Origin of the sequence: Lewinella sp. W8, from assembly GCF_004375085.3 — a bacterium.
In the GTDB taxonomy this organism is placed as follows: domain Bacteria; phylum Bacteroidota; class Bacteroidia; order Chitinophagales; family Saprospiraceae; genus Neolewinella.
This window is the reverse complement of record NZ_SNAQ03000026.1, coordinates 30,628-55,540: the sequence shown is the minus strand read 5'-3', so window position 1 is coordinate 55,540 and position 24,913 is coordinate 30,628. Positions and strand designations below refer to the sequence as shown.

General features: G+C 57.1%; 22 protein-coding genes. 7 read left to right on the top strand and 15 right to left on the bottom strand.

Annotated features, from left to right (window positions below):
• Nucleotides 1-30: 30 nt before the first annotated feature.
• The 10 genes from E1J53_RS22125 to E1J53_RS22080 all read right to left on the bottom strand — a co-directional run bounded on the left by E1J53_RS22125 (nt 31) and on the right by E1J53_RS22080 (nt 9,681).
• A complete protein-coding gene (locus E1J53_RS22125; RefSeq protein WP_134274608.1) occupies nt 31-1,383 on the bottom strand; it encodes a deoxyribodipyrimidine photo-lyase in 1,353 nt (450 codons plus the stop codon).
• A 302-nt stretch (nt 1,384-1,685) separates the two neighbouring features.
• Nucleotides 1,686-2,615, bottom strand: coding sequence for an energy transducer TonB (locus E1J53_RS22120; protein WP_134274607.1), 930 nt, complete (start codon nt 2,613-2,615; stop codon nt 1,686-1,688).
• A gap of 50 nt (nt 2,616-2,665) precedes the next feature.
• Nucleotides 2,666-3,055, bottom strand: coding sequence for a VanZ family protein (locus E1J53_RS24485; RefSeq protein ID WP_134274606.1), 390 nt, complete (start codon nt 3,053-3,055; stop codon nt 2,666-2,668).
• A 27-nt stretch (nt 3,056-3,082) separates the two neighbouring features.
• Nucleotides 3,083-3,472, bottom strand: coding sequence for a glycine cleavage system protein GcvH (gcvH, locus tag E1J53_RS22110; RefSeq protein ID WP_134274605.1), 390 nt, complete (start codon nt 3,470-3,472; stop codon nt 3,083-3,085).
• Nucleotides 3,473-3,814: 342 nt separating this feature from the next.
• Nucleotides 3,815-5,113 (bottom strand): citrate (Si)-synthase, encoded by a 1,299-nt coding sequence (locus E1J53_RS22105; protein ID WP_134274604.1) that lies wholly within the window; start codon nt 5,111-5,113, stop codon nt 3,815-3,817.
• 282 nt (nt 5,114-5,395) lie between these two features.
• Nucleotides 5,396-5,929, bottom strand: coding sequence for a hypothetical protein (locus E1J53_RS22100; RefSeq protein ID WP_134274603.1), 534 nt, complete (start codon nt 5,927-5,929; stop codon nt 5,396-5,398).
• A 50-nt stretch (nt 5,930-5,979) separates the two neighbouring features.
• A complete protein-coding gene (locus tag E1J53_RS22095) occupies nt 5,980-6,462 on the bottom strand; it encodes a GNAT family N-acetyltransferase (RefSeq protein ID WP_134274602.1) in 483 nt (160 codons plus the stop codon).
• 26 nt (nt 6,463-6,488) lie between these two features.
• Complete coding sequence (locus E1J53_RS22090) at nt 6,489-7,301, bottom strand: aldo/keto reductase (RefSeq protein WP_134274601.1); 813 nt, start codon at nt 7,299-7,301, stop codon at nt 6,489-6,491.
• Nucleotides 7,302-7,503: 202 nt separating this feature from the next.
• Nucleotides 7,504-8,883 carry an NAD(P)H-binding protein gene (locus E1J53_RS22085; RefSeq protein WP_134274600.1) on the bottom strand — a complete coding sequence of 460 codons (1,380 nt, stop codon included), beginning with the start codon at nt 8,881-8,883 and terminating at the stop codon, nt 7,504-7,506.
• Between the two features lie 111 nt (nt 8,884-8,994).
• Nucleotides 8,995-9,681: an outer membrane lipoprotein carrier protein LolA gene (locus E1J53_RS22080; RefSeq protein WP_134274599.1), complete on the bottom strand. Its 687-nt coding sequence runs from the start codon at nt 9,679-9,681 to the stop codon at nt 8,995-8,997.
• 289 nt (nt 9,682-9,970) lie between these two features.
• Here E1J53_RS22080 and E1J53_RS22075 point away from each other — a divergent pair, with 289 nt between their 5' ends.
• A complete protein-coding gene (locus E1J53_RS22075; RefSeq protein WP_134274598.1) occupies nt 9,971-10,426 on the top strand; it encodes a MarR family winged helix-turn-helix transcriptional regulator in 456 nt (151 codons plus the stop codon).
• Nucleotides 10,427-10,720: 294 nt separating this feature from the next.
• Nucleotides 10,721-11,959 (top strand): FtsX-like permease family protein, encoded by a 1,239-nt coding sequence (locus tag E1J53_RS22070; RefSeq protein ID WP_134274597.1) that lies wholly within the window; start codon nt 10,721-10,723, stop codon nt 11,957-11,959.
• Between the two features lie 115 nt (nt 11,960-12,074).
• On the opposite strand, the gene E1J53_RS22065 is transcribed toward E1J53_RS22070, so the two are convergent.
• The 4 genes from E1J53_RS22065 to dprA all read right to left on the bottom strand — a co-directional run bounded on the left by E1J53_RS22065 (nt 12,075) and on the right by dprA (nt 16,545).
• Nucleotides 12,075-13,133 carry a fatty acid desaturase gene (locus tag E1J53_RS22065; RefSeq protein ID WP_154640275.1) on the bottom strand — a complete coding sequence of 353 codons (1,059 nt, stop codon included), beginning with the start codon at nt 13,131-13,133 and terminating at the stop codon, nt 12,075-12,077.
• A 213-nt stretch (nt 13,134-13,346) separates the two neighbouring features.
• Complete coding sequence (locus E1J53_RS22060) at nt 13,347-14,177, bottom strand: Spy/CpxP family protein refolding chaperone (protein WP_134274595.1); 831 nt, start codon at nt 14,175-14,177, stop codon at nt 13,347-13,349.
• 48 nt (nt 14,178-14,225) lie between these two features.
• Nucleotides 14,226-15,401: an alkaline phosphatase gene (locus tag E1J53_RS22055; RefSeq protein ID WP_253932258.1), complete on the bottom strand. Its 1,176-nt coding sequence runs from the start codon at nt 15,399-15,401 to the stop codon at nt 14,226-14,228.
• 43 nt (nt 15,402-15,444) lie between these two features.
• Nucleotides 15,445-16,545, bottom strand: coding sequence for a DNA-processing protein DprA (dprA, locus tag E1J53_RS22050; protein ID WP_134274594.1), 1,101 nt, complete (start codon nt 16,543-16,545; stop codon nt 15,445-15,447).
• A 304-nt stretch (nt 16,546-16,849) separates the two neighbouring features.
• Between dprA and E1J53_RS22045 the strand changes: the two genes are divergently transcribed.
• Both E1J53_RS22045 and E1J53_RS22040 read left to right on the top strand, forming a co-directional pair.
• Complete coding sequence (locus tag E1J53_RS22045) at nt 16,850-18,199, top strand: cytochrome-c peroxidase (protein WP_134274593.1); 1,350 nt, start codon at nt 16,850-16,852, stop codon at nt 18,197-18,199.
• Nucleotides 18,200-18,238: 39 nt separating this feature from the next.
• Nucleotides 18,239-20,842 carry a ligase-associated DNA damage response DEXH box helicase gene (locus E1J53_RS22040; protein ID WP_216650088.1) on the top strand — a complete coding sequence of 868 codons (2,604 nt, stop codon included), beginning with the start codon at nt 18,239-18,241 and terminating at the stop codon, nt 20,840-20,842.
• Between the two features lie 523 nt (nt 20,843-21,365).
• Here the strand turns inward: E1J53_RS22040 and E1J53_RS22035 are convergent.
• The gene (locus E1J53_RS22035; RefSeq protein ID WP_134274592.1) at nt 21,366-21,908 is read right to left on the bottom strand and encodes a hypothetical protein; all 543 of its coding nucleotides are present in this window, start codon (nt 21,906-21,908) and stop codon (nt 21,366-21,368) included.
• 259 nt (nt 21,909-22,167) lie between these two features.
• On the opposite strand from E1J53_RS22035, the gene pyrH reads away from it, so the two are divergent.
• From pyrH to tatC, 3 genes are all read left to right on the top strand, one after another.
• Nucleotides 22,168-22,890 carry a UMP kinase gene (pyrH, locus tag E1J53_RS22030; protein WP_134274591.1) on the top strand — a complete coding sequence of 241 codons (723 nt, stop codon included), beginning with the start codon at nt 22,168-22,170 and terminating at the stop codon, nt 22,888-22,890.
• A gap of 167 nt (nt 22,891-23,057) precedes the next feature.
• The gene (locus E1J53_RS22025; protein WP_134274590.1) at nt 23,058-23,939 is read left to right on the top strand and encodes an SDR family oxidoreductase; all 882 of its coding nucleotides are present in this window, start codon (nt 23,058-23,060) and stop codon (nt 23,937-23,939) included.
• Between the two features lie 36 nt (nt 23,940-23,975).
• A complete protein-coding gene (gene tatC / locus E1J53_RS22020; RefSeq protein WP_134274589.1) occupies nt 23,976-24,842 on the top strand; it encodes a twin-arginine translocase subunit TatC in 867 nt (288 codons plus the stop codon).
• Nucleotides 24,843-24,913 lie beyond the last annotated feature (71 nt).

Genomic DNA, 24,913 nt, shown 5'->3' with positions numbered 1-24,913 from the left:
CTTCCCGGAAGAGCGGTACCTTTTCTGGTTTCAACCCCGCGCTTCCGCCAATGCCTTTTTGTAAACCTCCAGGGCGCGTTCGCGGCCGAACTTATGTTCTACCAGGGGGGCTTTGGGGTATTCGGGAGTGCCGAATTCCGGCACCCATTCTTTGACGTAGGTATAGTCGGGATCAAACTTTTTTTGCTGGCTCTCGTAATTAAAAATCCGGAAATAGGGCTGGGCGTCGGTTCCGCAACCCGCGGCCCACTGCCATCCGCCATTGTTACTGGCCAAATCGAAGTCGAGCAGTTTTTCGGCGAAGTAGGCCTCTCCCCACCGCCAGTCAATGAGCAGGTGTTTGGTAAGGTAACTGGCCACAATCATTCTTACCCGGTTGTGCATAAAGCCGCTCTGGTTGAGTTGCCGCATACCGGCATCTACGATGGGAACTCCGGTCTTGCCCGCACACCAGGCGGCAAATTCATCGGGGTCATTTCTCCAGGGTATGCCCGCGTAGTCCCGCTTGAACTCCTCGTGGGCGACCCGGGGAAAGGCCTGCAGTATATTGGAGTAAAAGTCTCGCCAGATGAGTTCCTTCAGGTAGGTTTCGTTCAGCCCTCGTGCGCGGAGGGCCTTTTCCCGGATGGAGATGGTACCGTGACGGAAGTGTAGTCCCAGCCTGCTGGTTCCTTCAATGGCCGGGAAGTTGCGCTGCTCGTCGTACCGCCGGATCAGGGAGCGGGGAACGCTTGTTGGTGGTATTTCAAGCTCGGTGGGGGCAAAACCCATATCTTTCAGACCAGGGATGCTTACCTCACTTTTTCCCAGCAGGAGATTACGGAGGTATTTCTCCGTTGGGTAGGGTTTAAGAAAGTAGGATATGGTTTGGCCCTCGTAGGTGCTTTTCCGGTCTTCCAGGCGTGTGCGCCACTTGCGCATGTACGGGGTGTAGACGGTATAGGGACCGCCATCGTTTTTGGAGACTTCCTCACTTTCGAAGATGACGTGGTCTTTGTAGGTGTTAAAGGGGATGCCGGCATCGTCCAATAGCCGGGCAACCGCAGCGTCGCGCTCTTTAGCGTAGGGCTCATAGTCGCGGTTGGTGTACACCGCCGTGGGGCTGTATTCTTCCAGTAGCTTGGACCAAATCTCTTCCGGAAACCCGTAAAACACCCGGAGATCTCCGCCGTGTTCCTGGTATGCTTCCGCCAGGGCGACCAGACTGTCGTGGATGAACTCCACGCGAGCATCCTGAGGATTGGGCAGCTTGTCGAGGATGTTGCGGTCGAAGATGAAGATGGGAAGCACGGGGGCGTCCCCCTTCAGGGCGTGATAAAGACCGGCGTTATCCTCAATCCGTAAATCGCGACGGTGCCAGAAAATACTACAGCTCGTTTCCATGGAAGCCTAATGACCGAGTCGGGCTTTGGTTCACCCGTGGAGCGGGAAAAAGGTGGAAGGGGAGAATTCGGGTTTCGGTCCGGGAGCAAGCAGGCCGGAGTAGGGGCATAAACACGGCCCTACTGCGCTGCCTGGCACCTGCCTCCGGCCAGCATCAGTGCACTCCCTAAGTACCGGAGAACCCGGGAGAAGCGGGAAGTGATGCTTTGACTTATTCACGGTGGGAAGTAAGAGCAAAAGAAAAGCCGGAGCATCGACGAGGCGACGCTCCGGCTTTCCGGGTTGAGGTAAGTACAGTAGTACTACTCAAGCTTGAACTTCACGGGGAGGTTGAACTGAACGCGTACGTTCCGTCCACCCTGCTTGCCGGGCGTCCACTTAAGACCTTTGGAATTCATCAGGTTTACCACGCGGAGCGCTTCCTCACCGGTTTTAGCACCGGGATTGCGCACCACCTTGGCGTCGGTGACCGTACCGTCTTTCTCCACAACGAAAGAAACAACGGCCATGCCTTCGACGCCGTTTTCGCGGGCGATGGCGGGGTACTTGATGTTACCGTAGATGAACTCGAGCATCTTTTTGTCGGCGCAGGCTTTCTTTTCGGCGTAGCTGCCCAGGTCATCACAACCGGGGAACAACGGCATCTGCTCTACGACCTTGAAGATTTCCTCTACCTCAGGCGCCGGTGGTGGCGGTGGTGGGGGAGGAGGTGGTGGCGGAGCCTTTTCTTCCACTACTTCGGGTGGGGCTTCCATCACGGTTTCTTCGTCAACGGACATATCCTCAAATTCCGGCGGGTCTTCTTCAATGAGCTCCTCTTCGGGAACCTCTTCAATCACCGGTGGTGGGGGAGGAGGTGGTGGGGGAGGGGGCTCTGCGGTGCGGGGAGGCTCTACCTCAATCTCTTCTTCCAGTTCAAGCGCGCCGTCAGGAATGTAGATTGCCTTTTCGTACTGCGTCCAACCAAAAGCGAGGAGGGAAAGCCCCACAGCCAGTGCTAAACCAAAATTGAAGAAAGTAGAACTCAGGCCGAATACGTCCAGACTTTCGTACTTAGCACGGTTGGCGATGTACGAAGTGTTTTCCGCATCCTCTTCATTATAGGCTCCGGAAAGTGCCTTCTCGGTCCGGTTGGCGTAGACCTTTCTCATAAAGAAGATCAAGCCCACCATAGCCGCGAGAATCAAACCGAGGACTATCGCCAGAGTGCCACCAGATACTGATATATCCATGACTTTGGGGATTTTAAAAAAGTTATTCGTTTACCGCCGAAGCGGTATAGTTATCGTCGTTTGCGCCACCACCAGTAGGCCAGCAGCGTTCCCAGACCGGCACCCAGGGTGTTGGCCACCATGTCTACCGGATCGAGATGTCTTCCCGTTCCCGAAATTCCCTGGGCAATCTCCATGACGCCGCCGAAGGCGACCGCAATCAGGAAAGACCAAAGGAACCTCTTTTGCCTTTCGGCGGGAAAAGAGACTGACAATAATAGGGCAAAAAGGGCGTAAGCACCAAAATGACCTACCTTATCTGGGGAAAAAAGCTTACTCCAGTCGGGTATTGTTGGCAAGCGGTCACTGGGAGCGAGGCTAACTACGACCAACAGGAGTCCATAAATTATGGCAAACCACCGTTGTGGCTGGCGCTTTCGGGAGTTAGATGCGCCTGGCATGATTTGTGGTGTACGTCCACAAAAAAATTATGCAATCAGAGCCCGGTACTCTTCCGCGGTCAGCAATCCTTCCCGGTCTTCGGGGTCCGCGAGGGCAACCTTGACGATCCATCCCTTGGTGTAGGGATCTTCGTTGATGATGGTGGGATTGTCTCCATCGGATTCGTCGAGCTCGGCGTTAAACTCCTTAACCGTACCCGCTACGGGCATAAAGAGGTCACTGGTCGTTTTAACCGCTTCCACCGTGCCAAAGACGTCGTTCTGGGCGAGTTCTTCCCCTACGGTGTCCACTTCCACGTAGACCAGTTCTCCCAGGGCATCCTGAGCGTAATCGGTGATGCCGATCGTAGCGGTATCTCCTTCAATCAGCACCCACTCATGCTCTTCGGTGTACAGTAGATGATCGGGAATATTCATAAGGCAATTTATCTGATTAGTTCCGCAAAGTGATGGAGGGCTGGTCACGAAAGCGGCCAGCCCTCCATTCTCGGCCAAATGTAAGGGAATAATCGTGTTTCCGGGAGCTGTTTTTCCCCTTCGGACCTAAACAATGTTCACCCGGGGGACCGCTACTGAAACCACAGTAAACAGCCTAGTACTAAGGCCTAGGCTGGTCCGTGAATTAACCCTTTGGCCATCAAGTCTTTGAATTTCCTAGTAGCGGCAAGGCATGCCTTGCCGCTACCATTTGCCCCTCTGAACTGCCGCGATTCCGCAGGAATCGCTGATGAAACCTTACGGAACAGCCTATACAAAGACCTACTTCAGCTGCTGCTTGATCCAGTCGCTGGTGACGGATTTCGGCCGCTCCAGCGGCATGCCCAGCGCGCGGCTCCAGATTCCGGCCGCCAGTACACCCAGTGCCCGGCTCACGCCGAAGAGTACGGTGTAGTAGCTGTATTCGGAAAAGCCGTAATGCACCAGTAGGGCACCCGAGTGGGCGTCAACGTTAGGCCAGGGATTTTTGACTTTCCCCAGACCCTGCAGGATCGGCGGCACTACGTCAAAGATTTTCCAGACGGTCTCGATGAGTTCGCTGTCCTTGATGTATTGTTCGGCGAAGCGGCGTTGGGCCACGAAGCGGGGATCGGGCTCCCGCAGTACGGCGTGTCCGTATCCGGGAATAACTTTTTTCTGGGCGAGGGTGTCGTTGACGTAGTCGGCAATTTGCTCCTTGGTGGGCGTCTTGGTGCCGAGGTTGTCAATCATCTCAAAGATCCACTTGATCACCTCCTGATTGGCCAGACCGTGCAGGGGACCGGCCAGAGCGTTCATGCCCGCGGCAAAGGAACGGTAGGGATCACTCAGGGTGGACCCTACGAGGTTAACGGTGTGGGCCGAGGCGTTACCGCCCTCGTGATCGGCGTGAATGGTCAGGTAGAGGCGCATCAGGCTGCGGAAATCTTCGTCATCACTGCCGAGCATATGGGCGAAGTTGGCGCTCCAGTCCAGGCTATGATCGGGGGCGATGTGTTCTCCTCCCTTGAAGGTCCGGCGATAGATGTAGGCCGCTACGCGGGGAAGGCGGGCGATGAGATTCATGCTGTCTTCGTAGACGGCATCCCAGTATTCGGTCTTGGGCAGGCCCTCGGCGTAACGCCGGTCAAAGACGCTCTCGGGCTGCATGGCCATGATGCCAATGGTAAATTGGGTCATGGGGTGGGTGTCCGTGGGCATGCTGTCCAGCGTGGTAAACACCTGCTGGGGCACCTCGGAGCGCTTGTGCCATTCGGCGGTCAGTCCGTTGACTTCCTCTTCGGTGGGGATTTCGCCGGTAAGCATCAGCCAGAACAGGCCTTCCGGCTTGGGTTCTCCCTGCGGCCCGCTGGGCAGGAGCTTCTTGATCTCGGGGATGGAGTATCCGCGGAAACGAATGCCCTCCTGGGCGTCCAGCTGACTGGTTTCCCAGAGCATCATCTTGATGCCACGGGCACCGCCCGTGATTTGCCGAAGTACTACTTCGTCTAATTTGGTTTCTCCGTGCTCCTTATTGATGGCGCGTAATTCGGTAAATAGAGCAAGGGCTTTTTCGGCAAACTTCTTTTTGAGGGAATCCATTGGTTTAGTCAGCGGTTAGGTTGTGTTCTGTGGATTGTTGGCAGGTTTCATCTACGAAACCATTAGCTTCTCTAACGTATTCCGGGGCGCACTGTTGACGAGCGACTCCAGAGGGAGGAAGATTAGCCGGCAAATAACGGGAATTATGACGTTGAAACCACATTTTCGCCGCCATTATTTGCCGAATGGGGCCCCTGGGCCAATTACCGTTTGCCCCGGCCAGGAGAAGGTAGGCAAGAATTGGGCAATACGGAGGAAGGAAAGCATCCATCCCGCCGGGCGCTAGCTGGACTCTTCCCGGAAGAGATGTTCCCCCTCGTCGTTGGGGCGCTTGAGCATAATGATGTCGGTAGTCGCCTGGTATAACAGTAAGATTACGCAGACGATGCCTCCCCCGAGCAGGGACACATAACCAATGCTCAAATAATAAATCGTGGTGTAGAAACCCCGTAAGGATTCTTTCGCATTGACCAGGGGAAGGTTGAGCGTCATGAGCAGAACCAACCCCATTACGAAGGTGCCTACGGCAAAGCGAGTGATCCAGTGGATGCGGTCGTAGTGCCAGGATTTGAGTTGTTTATCGGTGTCGGAACTGAAGGAAAGCAGGGTCAGCATTAGCGCCATAATGGTGGCGGATACCGTAATGACTCCGTTGGCCGTAAACCGTAAGGTCGGACGAATTTCCTTCATGTTTTCCAGGCTCTCCACCTGGCTGATGCTGCCCAGAAGATAAATGCCCGCAAAAATTACCAGGGCGGCAATGCAGCCGCCCACTACGGCGAATTTTAGTAGTGTTTTGGGTTTTTGTCTGGACATGGTGGTCGAAATGGGTTTTTACTTTATACCCACTTTCGCCCCACGATGTTTTACAGGTCCAGCACCATCGTCATCGTCTTGCCGTCGAAGGCAACGGTGCGAAAGCCCATTCTCTGGTACCACTGCGCGGCGTGGTTGTCTCCGTGCACGCTGAGGGATACCTGTTTATCTCCCCGTTCCCGCAGGGCGTCCAGGAAGTGGGCCAGCAGGCGGTCGCCGATGCCACGTCCGCGGTAGCCCCGTTTGATGGCAATGCCCAGCTCCGGAATGTCGTTGCTCACGAAACCGTAACCCGGCGCTTCGTCCGGGAAGCGGCGAGACCATACGGCCCCGATTTGCTCTCCATCCAGCATCACGACAAAACCGAGGTCTCCCTCCCGTCCCCAGTATTCATAGTAGCGCCGCAGTTCCGGTTGATGGATGGCCTCCATGGGAAGGGCCGGCTCACCGGGGGGAACGTAAAAGGAAGAATGGAAGATTTCGTGAAAAAAGGGCGTGGTGGTGTTCTCGAGTAAATGAAAAGTGAGGTTCATTTGGTAGGCTTGAATGGAAAAATCGGCTAAAAATCAAAATTTCTCGGGTCCGGACCAAAACGCTTGCCGCGTTCTAACTCATCAATGGCCACCATTTCCTCTTCCGTAAGCTCAAAATCAAAGAGATCCGCGTTCTGTTGAATCCGTCCCTGGTTGGTGCTTTTGGGGATAACAATGATGTCGTTTTGTAAACACCAGCGCAGTACTACCTGGGCGGCGGTTTTCCCGTGCGCTTCCCCAATTTTGGCAAATAAGGGCTCATCCTTGAAGTTGCCCTGCATCAGTGGGCTCCAGGCGGTAATGGCAATTTTGTGCTCATCACAAAGACTGATCGCGTCGGCCTGTACCAGGTAGGGATGGTATTCAATCTGGTTAACTGCGGGAACAATTTCTCCGTGTTCCAGGATGTCGTTCAGGTGCTCGGGCATAAAGTTGCTCACCCCAATGGCGCGCACCTTACCGTCCACCAGCAGGCTTTCCAGCTCTCGCCAGGCGGTTTCGTAGCCATCTACCGGCCAGTGGAGCAGCATCAGGTCCACGTAGTCGGTGTCCAGCCGCTTCAGGGATTCCTCCGTGGCCTGGATCGTACGTCCGGCCCGGATGTCGTCGTTCCACACCTTGGTGGTCAGCCACACGTCTTCCCGTGGTACGGAAGCCGTTTTGAGGGCCTTCCCGACGGCCTCCTCATTTTTATAAATCTTGGCGGTGTCCACGTGTCGGTAACCCGCCTCCAGGGCCCAGTGAATGGCGTTGATGGTTTCTTGCCCGTTGTCACTTTGCCATACGCCCAGACCGAGTTGGGGCATGTGAAGTCCGTTGTTTAGCTGGATGTTTTTCATGCCCAATGAAACGCATTTGCCCGCCCTGGGTTGTGTTGGTGGGGTCGGAAGCCAATTTGGGCGATCACCGCAGGTGCAGTGCAACGGAATCCCCGTGCTCTGCCGGGATGCAATGTAATGGAATCCGTGTGCTCTGCTGGAGCACCGTCATTATCGGTTGTCGCCGGACTATGGGTACTCATTATGGGTGGGCGGTCAGCGCCTATTCTGCCTTGCCTTGCTCCAGGTACCGCCCGAAGCGATACATCACCCACCGGTGAGCGTTTGCCTGGGTGAGCACGTACAGGAACCAGGGAAGTGCCGGCACAAATTCGTGGATGGAGGAAATAATGTACTCCCCGTTCAGTACTCGCCGGAATCCCATCCAGCCGTAGTCTTTCCGCCGCACCAGCCGACCGCCAATGATGTAGAACAGCTGGCGGTCATCGTCACTCCGGCTCGGAATGAACTGCAAGCGAAGCAAAGGAATACCCCACAGGAAGAAGGTCGATAAATCTCCTTCCGTTTTTACGCGGATCAGCGTTCGGAAAAGGATGGGCAGCCAGCGCTGGTAGATGCGCGCAACGTAGGTAGCCGTATGCCCGGCGGGATTAGGCAGCCGCTGCACGCTACGCACGGTATTCTTTTCCCGGTGGGCAGATTTTTTCCTCCTGGGTACTTCGGGAAAGTCTTCCTTGCCGTATAGTGCCCGGTGGGCGGCCTTGCGAAAACCGATCCGGTCGGGGAACGCCCGCAGTAATTCATTGTCGGAGGCCACCAGGGTGTGGCGCAGACTCTCCACTAGGGGAGAGACGAGGGCCCGACTGCTGTCGGTAAAGAAACTGACCCACATCTTGGACAAGCCCGGACTGAACATTCCCACGGGCCGGATGATCCGCCGTTTGTCCATCAGTTCCGCCACCGTTTTTAGCATGTCCATATAGGTCGTCTGCCCGGGCCCGCCGATGTCGTAGGCCTGGTCAAAGGCTTCCGGCCGATCGAGGCAATAATCGATCATCTTGAGAGCGTCTTCCAGAGCGACGGGCTGGGTTTCGGAAGTACACCAGGCCGGACAAATCATCACCGGCAGCCGTTCCACCAGTTTCCGGATCATGCGGAAGGAGGAACCTCCCTTGCCCACAATGATGCCGGCCCGCAGGGCCGTGACGGGCACGCCGGCACTGGCCAGCGTAATCTCAACTTCCCGCCGACTCCGCAGGTGCCGGCTGAGCTCATAATCGTCTTCCTCCCCCGGCAGAATGCCGCCCATGAAGATGATTTGGCGGAGCCCGTTGGCGCGGGCCGCCCGCGCAAAATTGTCGGCCAGCAGCAGGTCCGTATCTTCGAAGGCCCCCTGGTGCAGCCGGGTGGAGGGATGCATGGAATGCACCAGATAGATGGCCAGATCGGCTCCCCGCAGTGCGGCCTCCGTACTGGACAGCGAGTACAGCTCCACCTGCCGCCACTCCGCCTTATCGTAATCGGGGTCGGGTTCCATCTCATCCCGGCTGAGGGCAATGATGCGGTATTTGGTGTGGTACCGCTCAATGAACCATCGGCCAATGAAACCGGTAGCTCCGGCGATTACGATTGTTGGACGCATACGAAAAGGGTTAGGGAAAAGAATCGCTTCCCGTATGCTGTAATTAAAACGGGGGCGACATTGTTTGCTGTCGCCCCCGTCTTTGGGGTTGGTCTTTACGTGCGCCGATGGCTAGAACCGCAGGTCCTCCACGTGGTAGCCGGGAAAATCCGTTTTGCTGAACACGAAGGTTTTGGCGGGTAAGTTCACGTTGCCCTGAGTTTCGGCGAGGGTGAAGGTGAAATTGGTGCCGTCGCGGGAAAAGGCCTTCACTACGGCCAGCTCCTTTTTGGCGGCATCCACCAGGAGGCGGAGCTTCGTGAACTCGCTGTTCTCCCGGTCCAGGGGCTTCAGTTCAATGATTTTCAGGCTCCGGTTGCCCACTTTTTCCGTTCCCTGAACGGCCAGAACGTACTGATCACCTTCGTAAAAGTTGAACAGGGTCTGGGGCGTAAGCACTCCCGTGGTTTCTTCGGGGTCCGGAAGGTCGTTGATCTGCACCTCTTTGTTACGGTGCATGATGATGTAGGCAGCCTCGCCGTTAATGATGCCCTCCTGGTCTCCCAGCACGAAGCGAACGTTTTCTCCCTGCCGACTGATGACGCCCGCCTGCTTTTCCACCGGTTGGCCCGGGATGGCAATGTCCAGTTGGAAGTTGGCCTTCATGGAGCTAAAGCCGTCGTATTTGGCCCGGATACTGCTGAGCAGTTTCACGGCTTCCGGATCACTATCCTTGGCGGAAGTGTAGTAATTGGTTTGGGCGTTCGCGCTGAAAGCCGTCGTTACCACCAGTAGCAAAACGAAAAATAGTTTGTGCATGGGATCGTTCTTTACGTTCCTCCACTAAACGCTCCGGGGGCAGAATAGGTGTAATACCTTATCGTTAATGGGACGTTAAACCAGATGAAATTTATGCGGTAGGTACAACAATTTGCAAGCTAACTTTATTCTTTGCCTACCAATCCAGCGAGAGTATTGATTAAATAAAACCAGTTGTTAGAACACGTTTAAAACATTTTGGCACGCTTTTTGAAGTTTTGTGTTTTGCTTTTTTGAATTAGCCAAGCTCAGCGTATTACTAACCAACAAGCTTTTTAATCATTTCTCGATGAGCAAGCATAGTATGAGGTTCGCCTCGGCGTCGCAGGACACCGATCCCTACACGCTGTTGCGCCATAACCTCCTCCAGTCCTGTAGCTGGCTTAGTAACGGAATCCGTCAATTCTTACAGCCGTTTGATTTGACGCCCAAACAGTACGCCATCCTGCGGTTTTTGGCCGAACAGGAAGATCGATCATTCTCCATTCTGGAAGTCCGGCGTTCGCTGGCCGACAAGATGTCCGACGCCAGCCGTCTGATCGAAAGATTGGAGAAAAAGCAGCTCCTGCAGAAAACTCCTTCTCAGGTGGATCGCCGGAGCAACCAGGTACGCATCACCCCGAAAGGTCTGCAACTCTTCGAACGCATTGGCAAAACCCGCAACCGGCTGGATCACCTCATCAGTGAGCGTCTGACCCCGGAAGAAGTGGAACAGCTCAATGAGTTGCTGGGACGGCTGCACTAAAGGTAGGCTTTTCCGTGCGGTTTCATAAGCGATTCCTGCGGAATCGCGGCAGTTCAGAGGGGCAAATGGTAGCGGCAAGGCATGCCTTGCCGCTACTGAAAAATTCAAGGACTTGAGAGCCAAAGGATTAATTCACGGAACGGCCTAGCACTAAAGGTCGTGCTGGCGTCCTGGCCAGTAGAGGCAAGGGGTAAAATTTAGTTCCGCTTCGGTAAAATAGTCGTTAGCTTCTTTTCGCTAAATGACCCACCGGCTTCCCGTGGGGAAGCGGACAAATCAACTACCTTTACCTCCATGAACCTTCCGGTACGGATTTCCTGGCGCTACCTCTTTGCCCGTAAGTCAACGAACGCAATCAACATCATTACCCTGATTGCGGCTTTCGGCGTGGCCATCGGGGCCGCAGCATTGATTTTGCTGTTGAGTGTATTTAATGGTTTTGAGGATCTGTTCCTTGGCCTGTTCAATAACCTCAACCCTGACGTGCGCATCACCACCACCAAAGGCAAAACCTTTGAGATGGATGAGGAGACCTTACGGGGTTTGTACGCCCTGGATGGTGTTCTGGTGGTGTCCCAGACGCTGGAGGAAACGGCCGGCTTTCTCTACGATGACAAGCAGGCGTTTGGCCGCGTCAAGGGGGTTGATCACCGTTATGCGGAGATCAACGGCATTGACACCATGGTCCAGGATGGCAGCTATGACCTGCACCTGCCGAGCCGAAAAATCTCCGGTGCCATCGTCGGTAACCAGCTCTCCATCGTCCTGGGCATTGACCCTTTGAATGAGTTCTCTCCACTGACGGTGCTGATGTCCAAGCCCCGCCCGCGGGGCGGGGGGATGCTGACCTCCGGGCGCGCGCCCTACATCCGCCGAAATTTTCAGCCGGCGGGGATCATCCGCAGCCAGGAAGCCTTCGAAAACCAGGCGGTCCTGATTGACCTGGAGGAGGCCCGGGAATTGCTGTCGGTGGAGGAAGGAATCGTCAGCGCGTTGGAAATAAGGCTTGCGCCCGGCTACGACATTCAGGACACTTACGACCGCATCCAGGAGTACATGGGGGCAGACTTCACCGTCAAGGATCGCTACCAGCAGGAAAACAGTATCCTGAAACTGATGCAGGTGGAAAAGTGGGTCGGCTTCGCGATCGTTTGCCTGATGATGATCCTGATCAGCTTCAACCTGGTCGGGGCGCTGTGGATGATCGTGCTGGAAAAGAAGCGGGACATTTCCATCCTCAAGAGCCTGGGCATGACGCGGCGAGACATCCGTGGCATCTTCCTGCGGGTCGGCCTCTTACTCTGCAGCCTGGGAATCGGGGTGGGCTTTTTACTGGCGGCGGGGCTCTACATTCTGCAGAAAAATTACGGTCTCATCAGTCTGCCGGGAATGATGACGGAGGCCTATCCGATCTCCTTCCGCTGGCTTGATTTCCCGGTGGTGGCCGGCACGGTACTGATCATCGGCTTCCTGGCCTCCCTGCTGCCGGCCTGGCGGGCGCAACAGATTGAGGCGTCCATCCACGAGGAATAATATTTGCTCGGGGTTCCGCAAAAAAGAAGGGCGCCGGAGCGCAGGTGCATGGCTATTTGGTTATAGCTATGCACCTGCGCTTCGGCGCCCCGTGATGCGTTCTTAAGCAGGGTCCTTAGGCGCGAACCATGGCTGCCTCCGAACGGTAAAATTCGCGGAAGGTGATCATGCGCTGCTTTTCTTCGTCCCACAGTTTGTTGAACATCATGGGCAGGCTCTGCACGAAAGAGATCTTGGTTACATAACGCTGCAGGATGGGATTTTCCTTGGCGCAACGGCGGAGGTTGTAGTTGGGAATCCGGCTGCTCAGGTGGTGAATGTGATGGTAGCCGATGTTGCCCGTCAGGAAGTGCATGAAGCGGGGAAGCTTGTAGAAGGTGGCCCCTTTGATGGCGGCGGTCAGGTAGTCCCAGTTTTTTGACCACTGCATGTAGGTGTGCTCGTGCTGGTGCTGAACGTAGAAGAACCAGAAGGCGATGATGCCGAAGAAGAAGATGATGGACCCCTGAACGATCAGGAAGGCCTTCCAGCCCAGCAGAAAGCCCAGGCCAACGTATACGGCGAGGATCAACATGTTGTTGATGTGCTGCTTGCGGTGAATGGGGTTCCAACCCTCAAAATTGATCCGTGGAACGCGCAGCGCAACCCCGAGGTAGATGATGGGTACGATTACGAACAGCACGACGGGGTGACGGAAGATGCGGTACTTCAGGCGGCCCCAGCGGCTCAGCTCCCGGTATTCGCTTACGGTGAGGAAGTCGATGTCACCAATGTCCCGGTGCTCCAACTGCCCGGTGTGTCCGTGGTGGAAACTGTGCACCCGTGCCCAGTAAGTGTAGGGAATGGAACTGAAGAAGGAGCAAACGAAGCCGATGGCGTCGTTGACTTTACGTTTTTTCAGGAAGGAGTAGTGGCCGCAGTCGTGCTGAATGATGAAAATGCGGACCAGGAAGAAGGCATTGATCACCCCGAGACCCATCGTCAGCCAGATGGAATAATCGACGCTGAAGTACATGGCAACCCAAAGCGCGATGAAGGGCCCGAAGCTGCTGAACAGCTGGCCGATGGCCCGGCCGGTATTGGCTTTTTGGTACTTCGCAACGATAGCTTTCCAGTTCCGGAGAGATTGTTTGAGCTCTTCAGCGCTGTTTTGAATGGAAGTTTGCACTTGCATGAAACGTTTTGATGAGTTAGGGGGCGTGCCTTGACACGGATGCGAATGTACAAAAAGAGCGGCGGCATGCCATTTTAAAATATTCCCTTTTTACAAAACACTGACCCCGCCGCAAACCCAAAAAGTTCGCGGCGGGGTCAGTTTCGGCTGGTCATGAAGACCGGGCATCAGAGCCAGCAAGGGGGGGCGAAATGAAAACGCCGTTGGGGGTGGTTAGGTTTTCATCAGCAGGAATCCGGCAGCTCCCTTGCCACCACGGCGCTCCCTGGTTTTGCCCTTCTTCTCCCGGGCGTTCTCCCGGGTTCTGCGGGGCTTCTCTCCCCGCTGGAGTTCTTCTGGGAGGTATTCATTTACGATGGCACGCTTCTCCTCTCCCCAGGTTTTCATTTGGGGGGCGAGTCGCTCGCGGATGCGGGAAATGTCTTCCCGGTACTTTTCCGTCAGGGCCTTCAGGGTGGCAATATCTTCTTCGTGCTCGGCCCGCCAGGCTTCCATTTTTTCGCGGCGTGCTTCCGCCTTTTCTCCCTGGGCCGGCGCACGGTGGCCGCCACGGGGGTGCATGGCTTTTTTGCCCGCCCGGTCGGCGAACACCTCCCGTAGTCGGTCGATGGTTACTTTGTCTTCCGCGTCGATGAAGGCATCCAGTTGCGCGCGTGCGGCGCGCAGCACCGGCATCACTTCTTCCTCGCGGTGTTCCTTAAGCTCGGCGCGCATGGCTTTCTTGTCCACCTGTTCCCAGGCTTCCTTGCGGGCGGCCCGTTGGGTTTCCAGTTGGGCGCGTTGCTCGGCGGTCAGTACCTTCATCATGGCCGTCTGGGTCTCCTCCTTGATGGCCCGTAATGCCTCCCGGTCGGGAGCCTCACCCTCGGCGGGGCGCAGGGCCTGGGCTTTAGCCTTTGCCGCCTCCCGGATGGCCTTGATCTCCGTTTTTTGCTCTTCCGTGAGGTCCAGTTGGCGCAGGTCCATACCTCCTTTTCCCCGTTGAGCCATGGCTGCGGTAGACAGCACCAGTACGGCCAGCAGGGTCATTAATAATCTTTGCATCTTGTCATTTTTTGTTGCGGACATTGGATGCCAGCGAACAAGGCTGGTTTAATCGAAGCCAAATAAATTTTTCATCTTCTCGAAAATCGCGGTATTCTCGTAGATGCCCGAAAACCGCTCGGCCCCCGGACCGTAAGCGAACACGGGGATCAGGTCAGCGGTGTGGTAATCGGAGGTGAAGGCCCCCTGAATGTCTCCCATGGTGGAGCCGGTATTGATCGCGTAGCCGCCCGTTTCGTGGTCGGCGGTGACGATGACGAGGGTCTCCCCGTCGCGCTGGGCAAAGTTGAGAACCTCCCCAATGACTTCATCGAACTCCAGCATCTCGGAGATGATGTACGGACTGTCGTTGGCGTGGCCGCCCCAGTCGATCTGGGAGCCCTCAATCATGAGGAAGAAGCCCTTATTGTCACGATCGTGGGCGTTGAGGAAGTCCACGGCCATCTTGGCGGCGGGCACCAGGTAGTCGCGGCCCTGGGCTTTGGGCAGGGGTTCCGCATTGGCGGTGAGGAAGCCGAAATTGGTGGCCGTACTGGGGCGAATCTTCTTCAGGTCCGACTTGACGAAGTTTTCGATCCGGTATCCACGTGACCGCAGTTCCTCACTCAGGTTGCGCTCGTCGCTCTTGCGGTTTTCAAAGTAGTTGAGGCCGCCACCCACGAAGAAGTCAATTTCCGTTTTAAGGAAGTCCGTGGCGATTTCCTCGTAGTTCCTGCGCAGGCGGTTGTGCGCAATGAAGCTCGCCGGCGTAGCGTGCACGATGGAGGAGCTGGCCACGAGACCCGTCGCCAGGCCCCGTTCTTCAGCCATCTCCAGAATGGTGGGTACGGGCAGCGTATCGGGGTCAACGGCGATGGCCCCATTGTAGGTTTTTATGCCCGCACTGAAGGCGGTTGCCCCCGCGGCAGAATCCGTCACCAGATTGTCGGAACTGTAACTCTTGTGCAGACCGATGAACGGAAAGCGCTCCAGGTTGAGGTGATTGTTGTTCATGTAGAGTCCCGCAGAAATCTGCGTTACTCCCATGCCATCCCCGATGAGCAGGATGATGTTTTTCGGGCGGCGGGGTGCCGCCGGATCGGGCGTCGCCGGTGCGGTGGGCGTCGTTACGGAGGGGGTGGGAGCGGGTGAACTGACGGTTCCCTGGGGGGCCGGTGGACAGGCGACCAGCAACGTAGCCATCAGGGATAAAATCAGTAGTCGTGGAATGATCAGCTTACTCATGGCGCAAAGATAGCGGAGCGAACCGGATGGGGGGTTGTCTGCGTTATCCCGAAAGCCGGTAGCGGTGTCCGGGGAGTCCGGCAATCAGTCCCTTCATTTCCAGTCCGAGGAGTAATCCGGCCAATTTTCCGGGGGGGAATTGTAGGGAGAGTCGCAGTTGGTCAATTTCTACGGCCTCCCGGTCGCGCAATTCGTCGATGAGCTGCAGCTCATCGGGTTCCAGGTCGTCGAATAGCCGTCGTTGGCGGCCGGCGGCCGCCCCCTTCCAGGAAAGCAGCGCCGTGAGGTCTTCGCCGGATTCCACCAGGTGGGCCTTCCCCCGTTTGATCAGGTCGTTACAACCCGCGCTCAGCGGGTCACCGCCCCGTCCGGGGCAGGCCCCCACCGGCCGGCCGAGTTCATGGGCCATCCGGGCGGTGATCATGGAACCACCCTGCTGGGCGGACTCCACGACCACCGTCATGTCGGACAGTGCGGCGACGATCCGGTTACGGGCCGGGAAGTGTTCCCGCTCGGGTTTGCGCCAGTGGGGATAGGCGGTCAGTACCCCGCCGCCCTGGTCGGCCATTTGCCGGGCCAGCCGGGCGTGGGCGGCGGGGTATACGTGCTGGAAGCCACTGCCCATGACCGCCAGGGTCGGCAAGCCGATCTGCAGGCACCGACGGTGAGCGTAGGCATCCACGCCGTAGGCCAGTCCACTGACGATCAGGGGAGAAAAGTTCACGAGGGGATCGAGCAGCCGGTCGACCTGGCGGGCCCCGGGCCCGCTCATCTGGCGGGTGCCCACGATGGCCAGGCTACGGGGATTGCTGAAATCGGTGGTGCCGTGATGGTAGAGGAAGGGAGCGATGCCGGTGACTCCGCGGAGCCGGTGCGGGTAGTGCTCGTCCAGGCAGCAGAGCAGTTCAATATCGTGAGCGTCGGCAAAGTGCAGAATTTCCTCGGCCTCGCGTTCGTAAGCGCTACAGTCCGCAAAGCCGGCGGCCGTGACTTCGGCAATGCCCTCCAGGGTACACAGGGCACCTGCGTCCGCGCCCAGCGCATCACGCGCACTACCAAAATGATCGATTAACTGACGGAAAAGCTTCTGGCCTACGTTAGGGACGCGACTGAGCACCAACCGGTAATAAGTGTCCGGATGCATAAAATATCGGGAAAGGGGAAACGAATGTCGCGGAAGGGGTATAAAGGAGCGGAGGGCGTAAAAAAGCGGGGGAAGGCGACGGAGTTGCCAACAATTGTTCAACTCATAGGGCTGACAATGTACATAAAAAACAAATTGTGGGGTAAGGAATCACGTTTTTTATTGATTCTTTGTTAAACATTCGAACATGACGCAACGCCCTGACATAATGATTATATTTGTGTGCCCATGGCGCCCTCAACTGGGCATTTGCAGTCACGACCTTTGTTTTTTCCCCGGTTCCCCTAAGAATTCGTAATCTCAGATGTTTTCCACTTCCCCTAAACTACTAATCGCGATACTGGCCGTAGTGCTGGTAACTTCCTGTACGCAGGATGAAACCGTCTCGTCCCTGGACAACCAGTTGGAGCGCACCCTGCTGCGCCTCAGCCCCGAGGGGGATTTGAGTTATTACATGCTCCCCGACAGTCGTAACCTGGGGGGAATACCCGCCGGCATCGGAAATCCGCTGACCTCCGAGAAAGTGGAGTTGGGTAAACTCTTGTTTCACGAAACGGCCCTGGGCCGGGACGCGCTGACGGAGGGCAGCCTGCGCACCTTCAGCTGTGCCACCTGCCACGTGGCCGACGCGGCCTTCACAGCCGGTGCCGCTCAGGGGATTGCCGACGGCGGAATCGGTTTCGGGGAAAAGGGGACTGGCCGCATCATGGACGACGCTAACTTTGACGAAGAAGACATCGACGCACAGGGGGCTCGCCCCCTTTCGATGCTGGGCGTGGCCTACGTGACCAACTCCATGTGGGCGGGCCGCTTCGGCGCCCACGGCGCCAACGCCGAGGTGGAAGACGTCTGGGGGGTATTTGACCCCGCCACGGAAGTCAATCACCTGGGCCTGGACGGACTGGAAGCCCAGAACATCGAAGGAACGGTTACGCACCGCATGAGCACGGACGATTACCTGCTGGATACCCTCGGTTACCGTCGGTTCTTCGACCGGGCCTTTCCGGATTTTCAGGGGGATGCCCGCTACGGACGGATTGCCGTCAGTTTTGCGTTATCGGCCTACCTCCGTACCCTCTTGCCGAACCAGGCACCCTGGCAGGACTGGCTCCGGGGCGAGAAGCTGGCTTTGACCGAACAACAAAAACGCGGCGCTCTGCTCTTCTTCGGTAAGGCGGGCTGCTACCGCTGCCACGACGGACCGGCCCTCAACGGCAACGTCTTCCACGCCATCGGAGTGAACGACCTTTGTGATATCGGGGGACTGCGGACCAGCATCGACGATACGCGCAACCTCGGTCGGGGCGACTTTACGCGCCGGGCCGAAGACTACTATAAATTCAAGGTGCCGCAGGTCTACAACACCAAGGACATGCCCTTCTATTTCCACGGAAGCAGCAAAACCAGCCTCCGGGAAGTGGTGGAATACTTCAACGATGGCGTGCCGGAAAACAACCGGGTGCCCCTGGCTAATATTTCCGATTATTTCCACCCCCTCAACATGACGGAAGCGGAAATTGACGACCTGACGGAATTCCTGGCCGAGGGGCTCTATGACCCCAATCTCCAGCGCTACGTTCCGGAGTCCGTGCTGAGCGGAAACTGCTTCCCCAACAGCGATCAACAGAGCAAAGAGGATATGGGCTGCGAATAGGGTAAACCTAAGTCCGCCCGAAGCCGTTACGGGGATACTGTGCCCCCGAAAGTACCTCCATCATCAAGTCCGATTGACGCGCTCGTAGCGCGCGGTGAACGCTGGTTTGCGGACCAGGGCTGGACGCCATACCCCTTCCAGAAAACGACCTGGCGGGCCTACCTGGAGGGAGAAAGCGGCCTGGTAAACGCCCCGACGGGAAGCGGAAAGACCTATTCGCTGATGCTGCCCATTCTCCTGGAATATCTGGGGGAGCAGACGCGGCCAACCGAACCAGTGGACTCGACGGTGGGGGCGGACTTAACGCCTGAGACGGGCTTGCCCGGCCTGACGCAGTCGGACGGGCGACGGCGCGCGGGGCGCCAGGATTCACCAGGGCGCAAAGTAAAACCACCCGGCCTGCGGGCCATCTGGATTACGCCGATCCGTGCCCTGACGCGGGAAATCCAGGCGGCGGCGCAGCGCGCCGCTACCGAGCTTGGCCTCGACTGGGACATCGCCATCCGTTCCGGAGACACCTCCACCAAAGAGCGGACCCGACAGCGAAAGACGCCGCCCCAAATCCTGATCACCACCCCCGAAAGCCTCCACCTGCTGCTGGCCAGCAAGGGCTACGAAAAGCTGTTCGCGGATTTGAGGGTACTGGTGGCTGACGAATGGCATGAACTACTGGGCTCCAAACGGGGCGTCTTGCTGGAGCTGGCGCTGAGCCGACTGCGGGGGCTGCGCGGCCCCGCCTTCCGCACCTGGGGAATTTCGGCCACCATCGGCAACCTGGAGGAAGCGCGGGACGTGTTGCTGGGGCATCTACCCGAGAAGAAGCACCCCAATCCCGGCCGGATCATCCGGGCCCGGCACGAGAAAAACACGGAGGTGATCACCCTCATGCCCGATAAAATCGAGCGCTTTCCCTGGGCCGGTCACCTGGGCATTACGATGCTGGAAAAGGTGATTCCGATCATTTACGACTCCGGGTCTACCCTCATCTTCACCAACACCCGGGCCCAGTGCGAAATCTGGTACCACCGCCTCCTGGAGGCGGACCCCGATCTGGCGGGCGCCATTGCCATGCACCACGGCAGCATTGCCCGGGAAACCCGGGACTGGGTGGAGGATGCCCTCCACACCGGGACCCTCAAAGCCGTAGTGTGTACGTCCAGCCTGGACCTGGGGGTGGATTTCCGGCCGGTAGAGACCATCGTGCAGATTGGCAGCCCGAAGGGAGTGGCGCGCTTTTTACAGCGGGCCGGCCGGTCGGGCCACCGGCCCGGGGCCCGGAGCACCATCTACTTCGTGCCGACCCACAGTCTGGAAATCCTGGAAGCCTCCGCCCTTCGGACCTGCATCGAGCAGAAGGTGGTAGAAAGCCGGTTACCCTATCTGCGGAGCTTCGACGTGCTGATACAGTACCTGGTGACCCTGGCGGTGTCGGAGGGGTTCCGTCCGCAGGACATCCTACCGGAAATTCGTCAGACTTACTGTTTTTCTTCCATCTCCGAGGAGGAATTTTCCTGGTGCCTCAACTTTATTACTACGGGAGGTGACAGCCTGGGTGCTTACGATGAATACCATAAGGTGGTGGTGGAGGATGGCCTTTATCGGGTCGATAGCCGCCGGATTGCGATGATGCACCGCCTGAGTATCGGTGCCATCGTAAGCGATCAGGTGCTGATGGTCAAGTACGTCCGGGGCGGATACATTGGATCGGTGGAGGAATATTTCATCAGCAGCCTCAAAGTAGGGGACACCTTCTGGTTTGCCGGGCGGGCCCTCAAGCTCGTGAAGGTGCAGGGTACCGAAGCACTGGTGCGCAAGAGCCGGGCGAAGAAGGGAAAAATTCCCACCTGGCGGGGTGGGCGGATTCAGCTGTCCAGCCAGTTGTCTCACCAGCTGCGCCGGGCGATGGATGCGCTGAAACGCGAAGATTACTACGACGATGAATTGCTCAAACTGGCCCCGCTGAGGGATCTTCAGGTGGAACGCTCCGCCATGCCGGGAACGGATGAATTGCTGATCGAATATTTCCAGGATGTGGAGGGCTATCACCTGATCATGTACCCCTGCGAAGGACGGGGGATTCACGAAGGACTGGCCAGCCTGTTTGCCTACCGGATCAGTCAGTTTGCGCCGCTGACCTTCACCATCGCGATCAACGATTACGGCTTTGAACTGCTGAGTGACCAGTCCATCCCCGTGGAGGAGGCGCTGGGCAGTGGACTGTTTGACGACAATGACCTGATGACGGACCTCAACGCGGGGATCAACGCCACCGAAATGGCCAAGCGACGCTTCCGGGACATTGCGGCCATTGCCGGACTGATCTTCAAGGGGTATCCGGGGAAGAAGAAAAAAGATAAGCACCTGCAGAGCAGTTCCCAACTCTTCTTTGACGTCTTCACTGATTACGAGCCCGATAATCTGTTGTTGCGCCAGGCCTACGACGAGATCATGACGTTCCAATTGCAGGAGGCCCGGTTACGGGAGGCCCTGGCCCGGCTCCAGCAACTCAACATCCTGTTCACCCGGCCCCCCAAGGCTACTCCCTTCAGTTTCTTGCTCATCGTGGACCGGATGCGCGAACGCATCAGCAGCGAAAAGCTGGCGGATCGGGTGAAAAGAATGAAGCTGTCCTTGGTGAAGTAGGTGGGGTTTCTTTTGCCCATCAATGGAGTTTCCTTTTTCCGTCTGGCCAGCCGGACAAGCCCGAAAGGCAACCCAACCGGTAAAGGATTGCGGGTTCAATATTTACCGGGAAAAGAAGACTAGAGATCATAGAGTAGCGGAATCCTCATGGTTGGTATGGTCGCTTTTCGGGGAAAAGCGACACCAGGTCGTTGGCCGGAACGCGAGCAATGAGGGGTTAGCCCACCGACTGGGGCACTCGTTGCCTCCGCTCGGCCGGCCAGTCAGTTCGTTCCTCGCGCCTGGGCGGACGAGCTCCGGAATACTTGGCCTTTAAACAATTAACTCCACTGTTCGGACCAGAAACTGTCCGGCCAATGTCCGCACAGTTTACTATTCCGACCAGGGTTGAAAGGTGGTCGGAAGCCTGTTTCGCGAAGGCGTAGCTGAGTGAAATGGCGTCCGAACACTCTAGGGAGTTGCAATCGATGAACGTTTTATCCCGAAACCAAAGTCCTCCATCCTTCATCCTACAGCCTTGATCCTAATCCAGATCCCCGATGGCGGTGACGGACCATTCCAGTCGTGCCTCGACGGTGATGGAGGTCGTCAGTCCGGGAGTCAGGACGATCTCGATGCGGATGTTATCGTTGCCCACGAAGAGGTTACGGAAGTTTCTCAGGCCGGGGTTGAGGTTGACGACCTGATCGCGGCGACGGAAGAGATCATCGACACTGAAGAGGATGTCAAACTGATTGCAGCCGTTGGGCTGCCCGATGGGGCAGGCCCGCAGCTCGATGCGTTCGAGTTCGCCGAGGTCCTGCCCGTCGAGGCTGGTGACGCGGCCCCGCAGCCCTCCCACGAGGTCGATGTCGCTGGGGTCAACGTTGTTGGCCATCATTTCTTCGACGAAGCGGGTGGCCAGTCCGTCCTGAGCGATGACGAGGGTTTGAAAGTTGGGCTGGCCGGCGGGGATGACGAAATCGATGGGTGGGTAGGTGACTTCCAGCAGGCGGGTACCGTCGGTACTGCGTTGACAGCCGAAGGCGAGGAGAATAACCGAGAGGGAGAAAAGTAGTAATCGCAAAATTAGCGGGGGATTTTACTGGGACTAACTAAACGAAGCCAGCGCGTAGTTTAGCTTAATCCCCCATTTTTTTGGCGCTACCCACGTCCCGGCACCTGCGGTGATCGCCCCCCTTTTTTGCGGTCAGGGAGAACTTCTACCTGATCCCTTCGTTTGACCACGAATTCCAGCAGCAGACCACCAGAAATTTAAACGTTGGGCGGGCACTGGCCCCTCATTCCTTCCCCCGTTCCTATCTTCGCGCCAAATCATCCCTGACATGGCCCTGAAATATCGCCGGGTAATGCTGAAATTGAGTGGTGAAACCCTGATGGGGGACCAGCAATACGGCATTGACCCCAAGAAGCTGCAGTATTATTCCCAACAAATTCAGGAGCTGATTGACATTGGCGTGGAAGTGGCCGTGGTCATTGGTGGCGGTAATATTTTCCGCGGCCTATCGGCCAGCCAATCCGGCGTGGAGCGTACCCAAGGAGACTACATGGGCATGCTGGCGACCGTGATCAACGGGATGGCACTGCAGAGCACTATGGAACAGCAGGGCATCTTCACCCGACTGATTTCGGCCATCGAAATGCAGCAAATTGCCGAGCCCTACATCCGGCGTCGGGCCATCCGGCACCTGGAGAAGGGGAGGGTAGTGATATTCAGCGCCGGAACGGGTAACCCCTACTTCACTACCGATAGCGCCGCCGCCCTGCGGGCCAACGAAATTGACGCGGACATCATCCTGAAGGGGACCCGGGTGGACGGTATCTACACCGCCGACCCCGAGAAAGATCCCACGGCGGTGAAGTACGACCGGATCAGTTTTAAGGAAGTGATGCGCAAGGGGCTGCAGATCATGGACCAGGCGGCCTTTGCCCTCTGTGCGGAAAACAATATGCCCATCATCGTCTTTGACGTTAATGAACCCACGAACCTGCGGAAAATCATGTTCGGAGAGAACGTCGGCACGCTGGTAACCAACGAGAAGGGATAAGGGCGGTCGGCCGACAATCTTGGCGTTTCCCCCTTCCCACTTTGGGTGGGTCCGCCAGAACTTAAGCCTTCGGATTCAACCCTTTACCCCCCTGTCTGCGTTAAGTGAAAGCCGAGGGGCAACAGGCATCCGGTGGATGACCTAAAACGGCCCCAGGTGAAACGCAGATGGACACCAAAACCATCCTAATTACCGGAGGGAACGATGGAATCGGGCGGGCGACGGCCGAGCGCCTAGCGGCGCGCGGTGCTCATTTGGTGTTGGCCTGCCGCGACGACGTGAAGGCCCAACGCACGGCCCAGCAAATTGCGGAAAAAACGGGCAACGAAAACATCGACACACTGCCGCTGGATCTGGCGGATCTATCCTCCGTTCGGGATGCCGCCCAGGAGTTTTTGGCCGAGCACCCGAAGCTGGACGTGTTGATCAATAATGCCGGGGTGTACACGGATCGCCTGGAACGCACCAAGGAAGGGTACGAACTCCAGTTCGGGGTCAATCACCTCGGGCACTTTCTGCTGACCCTCAACCTTCTGCCGGCCCTGCAGTGCTGCCGTCTTTGCAGCCGGGTGATCAACGTCTCGAGCGCCCTCCACAAGAAGGGGGTACTGGATTTCGAAAATCTTCGGGGCGAAAAGGGCTCCCGTAACTACAACGGATCGGCGGCCTACGCCCAGAGCAAACTGGCCAACGTGCTCTTTACCATGGAACTGGACCGCCGCTACGGCACGGAGTTGACCACCAACTGCCTCCATCCCGGCGTGGTGGGCACCCGCCTGGCCAACAAAAAAGCCGGTGCGCTGACGAGTACGGTCTGGACGATGTACAAACCCTTCGCCAGCTCCCCGGAGAAGGGCGCCAATACCTCGGTGTACCTGGCTTCGAGCCCGGAGGTCCGGGAGGTTTCCGGCCGTTACTTTGACGAACACCAGTGCCTGCGCAAGCCCTCGTCCATTGCCCGCAACGAGCAGCTGGCCCGCCGACTGTGGGAGTACAGCGAGCGCGCCGTGGCGGATTATCTCGTCCAGGGGATGCAGGGCGAAATATGACGTACGCAGGATTAAAAAAGACCTTACCTTCGCGCTATGGCACTCGACCAGCATAACGTTGACGATTGGGAATTTGATGACGACGGTAAGCCCGTCCTGCCCGAAGAAAAGGAGATGTCTTTCGTGGACCACCTGGAGGAACTTCGGTGGCACGTCATGCGCAGCCTGATCGCGATTGCGATTGCCGGCGTAGTCCTGTTCATCTTTCGGGAGTGGTATTTCCGTTACGTCCTCTTCGGCACCAACTACGATGATTTTCCGAGCTACCAGTTTTTTTGTTGGCTGTCCGGCCAGCTGAACGCCGGAGAAGCCCTGTGTATGACGGGCCCCAACGTGCCCATCCAGGCCGTACAGTTTGGCGAGCAGTTCATCACGGCGGTCAAGATGTCCTTCGTGGGCGGTTTTGTGATTGCCTTCCCTTACGTTTTCTACGAGATTTGGTCCTTCATTCGTCCGGGACTGTATAAGGAAGAACAGAAGGCCACCCGTGGCGTAATCTTCATTTGCTCGGTCTTGTTCTTCATGGGGGTAGCTTTTGGCTACTTCGTGATTGCTCCCTTTGGCACCAACTTCCTGATGGGCTTTGAAGTGGGCGGAGCCGTCAACCAACCGCAGATGGGCTCCATGATCAGCTTCATGGTCATGTTCACCCTGCCGGCGGCCCTGATTTTCGAGCTGCCCATCGTGATCCACTTTCTGGCCCGCTTCGGGATGGTGACCGCCGAGGGCATGCGCAAATACCGCAAGCACAGCTTTATCGGCATTCTCGTGCTGGCCAGCCTGCTGACGCCGCCGGACGTGGTGACTCAGATTTTGATTGCCCTGCCGCTTTACGTGCTCTACGAGCTGTCCGTCTTTGTCGCGAAACGGGCCCAAAAGAAATATGAAGCTGAAGTAGCGTAGCAAAACTTTGCGCGCTGAAACTGTTTACTTCGGAAGGGGACTATCCTCTTTGTTGCTTTTCCCAACTGAAA

Coding starts and splice junctions, on each gene's coding strand:
- E1J53_RS22125 (WP_134274608.1), bottom strand. CDS start 1,383: ATGGAAACGAGCTGTAGTATTTTCTGGCACCGTCGCGATTTACGGATT.
- E1J53_RS22120 (WP_134274607.1), bottom strand. CDS start 2,615: ATGGATATATCAGTATCTGGTGGCACTCTGGCGATAGTCCTCGGTTTG.
- E1J53_RS24485 (WP_134274606.1), bottom strand. CDS start 3,055: ATGCCAGGCGCATCTAACTCCCGAAAGCGCCAGCCACAACGGTGGTTT.
- gcvH (WP_134274605.1), bottom strand. CDS start 3,472: ATGAATATTCCCGATCATCTACTGTACACCGAAGAGCATGAGTGGGTG.
- E1J53_RS22105 (WP_134274604.1), bottom strand. CDS start 5,113: ATGGATTCCCTCAAAAAGAAGTTTGCCGAAAAAGCCCTTGCTCTATTT.
- E1J53_RS22100 (WP_134274603.1), bottom strand. CDS start 5,929: ATGTCCAGACAAAAACCCAAAACACTACTAAAATTCGCCGTAGTGGGC.
- E1J53_RS22095 (WP_134274602.1), bottom strand. CDS start 6,462: ATGAACCTCACTTTTCATTTACTCGAGAACACCACCACGCCCTTTTTT.
- E1J53_RS22090 (WP_134274601.1), bottom strand. CDS start 7,301: ATGAAAAACATCCAGCTAAACAACGGACTTCACATGCCCCAACTCGGT.
- E1J53_RS22085 (WP_134274600.1), bottom strand. CDS start 8,883: ATGCGTCCAACAATCGTAATCGCCGGAGCTACCGGTTTCATTGGCCGA.
- E1J53_RS22080 (WP_134274599.1), bottom strand. CDS start 9,681: ATGCACAAACTATTTTTCGTTTTGCTACTGGTGGTAACGACGGCTTTC.
- E1J53_RS22075 (WP_134274598.1), top strand. CDS start 9,971: ATGAGCAAGCATAGTATGAGGTTCGCCTCGGCGTCGCAGGACACCGAT.
- E1J53_RS22070 (WP_134274597.1), top strand. CDS start 10,721: ATGAACCTTCCGGTACGGATTTCCTGGCGCTACCTCTTTGCCCGTAAG.
- E1J53_RS22065 (WP_154640275.1), bottom strand. CDS start 13,133: ATGCAAGTGCAAACTTCCATTCAAAACAGCGCTGAAGAGCTCAAACAA.
- E1J53_RS22060 (WP_134274595.1), bottom strand. CDS start 14,177: ATGCAAAGATTATTAATGACCCTGCTGGCCGTACTGGTGCTGTCTACC.
- E1J53_RS22055 (WP_253932258.1), bottom strand. CDS start 15,401: ATGAGTAAGCTGATCATTCCACGACTACTGATTTTATCCCTGATGGCT.
- dprA (WP_134274594.1), bottom strand. CDS start 16,545: ATGCATCCGGACACTTATTACCGGTTGGTGCTCAGTCGCGTCCCTAAC.
- E1J53_RS22045 (WP_134274593.1), top strand. CDS start 16,850: ATGTTTTCCACTTCCCCTAAACTACTAATCGCGATACTGGCCGTAGTG.
- pyrH (WP_134274591.1), top strand. CDS start 22,168: ATGGCCCTGAAATATCGCCGGGTAATGCTGAAATTGAGTGGTGAAACC.
- E1J53_RS22025 (WP_134274590.1), top strand. CDS start 23,058: ATGGACACCAAAACCATCCTAATTACCGGAGGGAACGATGGAATCGGG.
- tatC (WP_134274589.1), top strand. CDS start 23,976: ATGGCACTCGACCAGCATAACGTTGACGATTGGGAATTTGATGACGAC.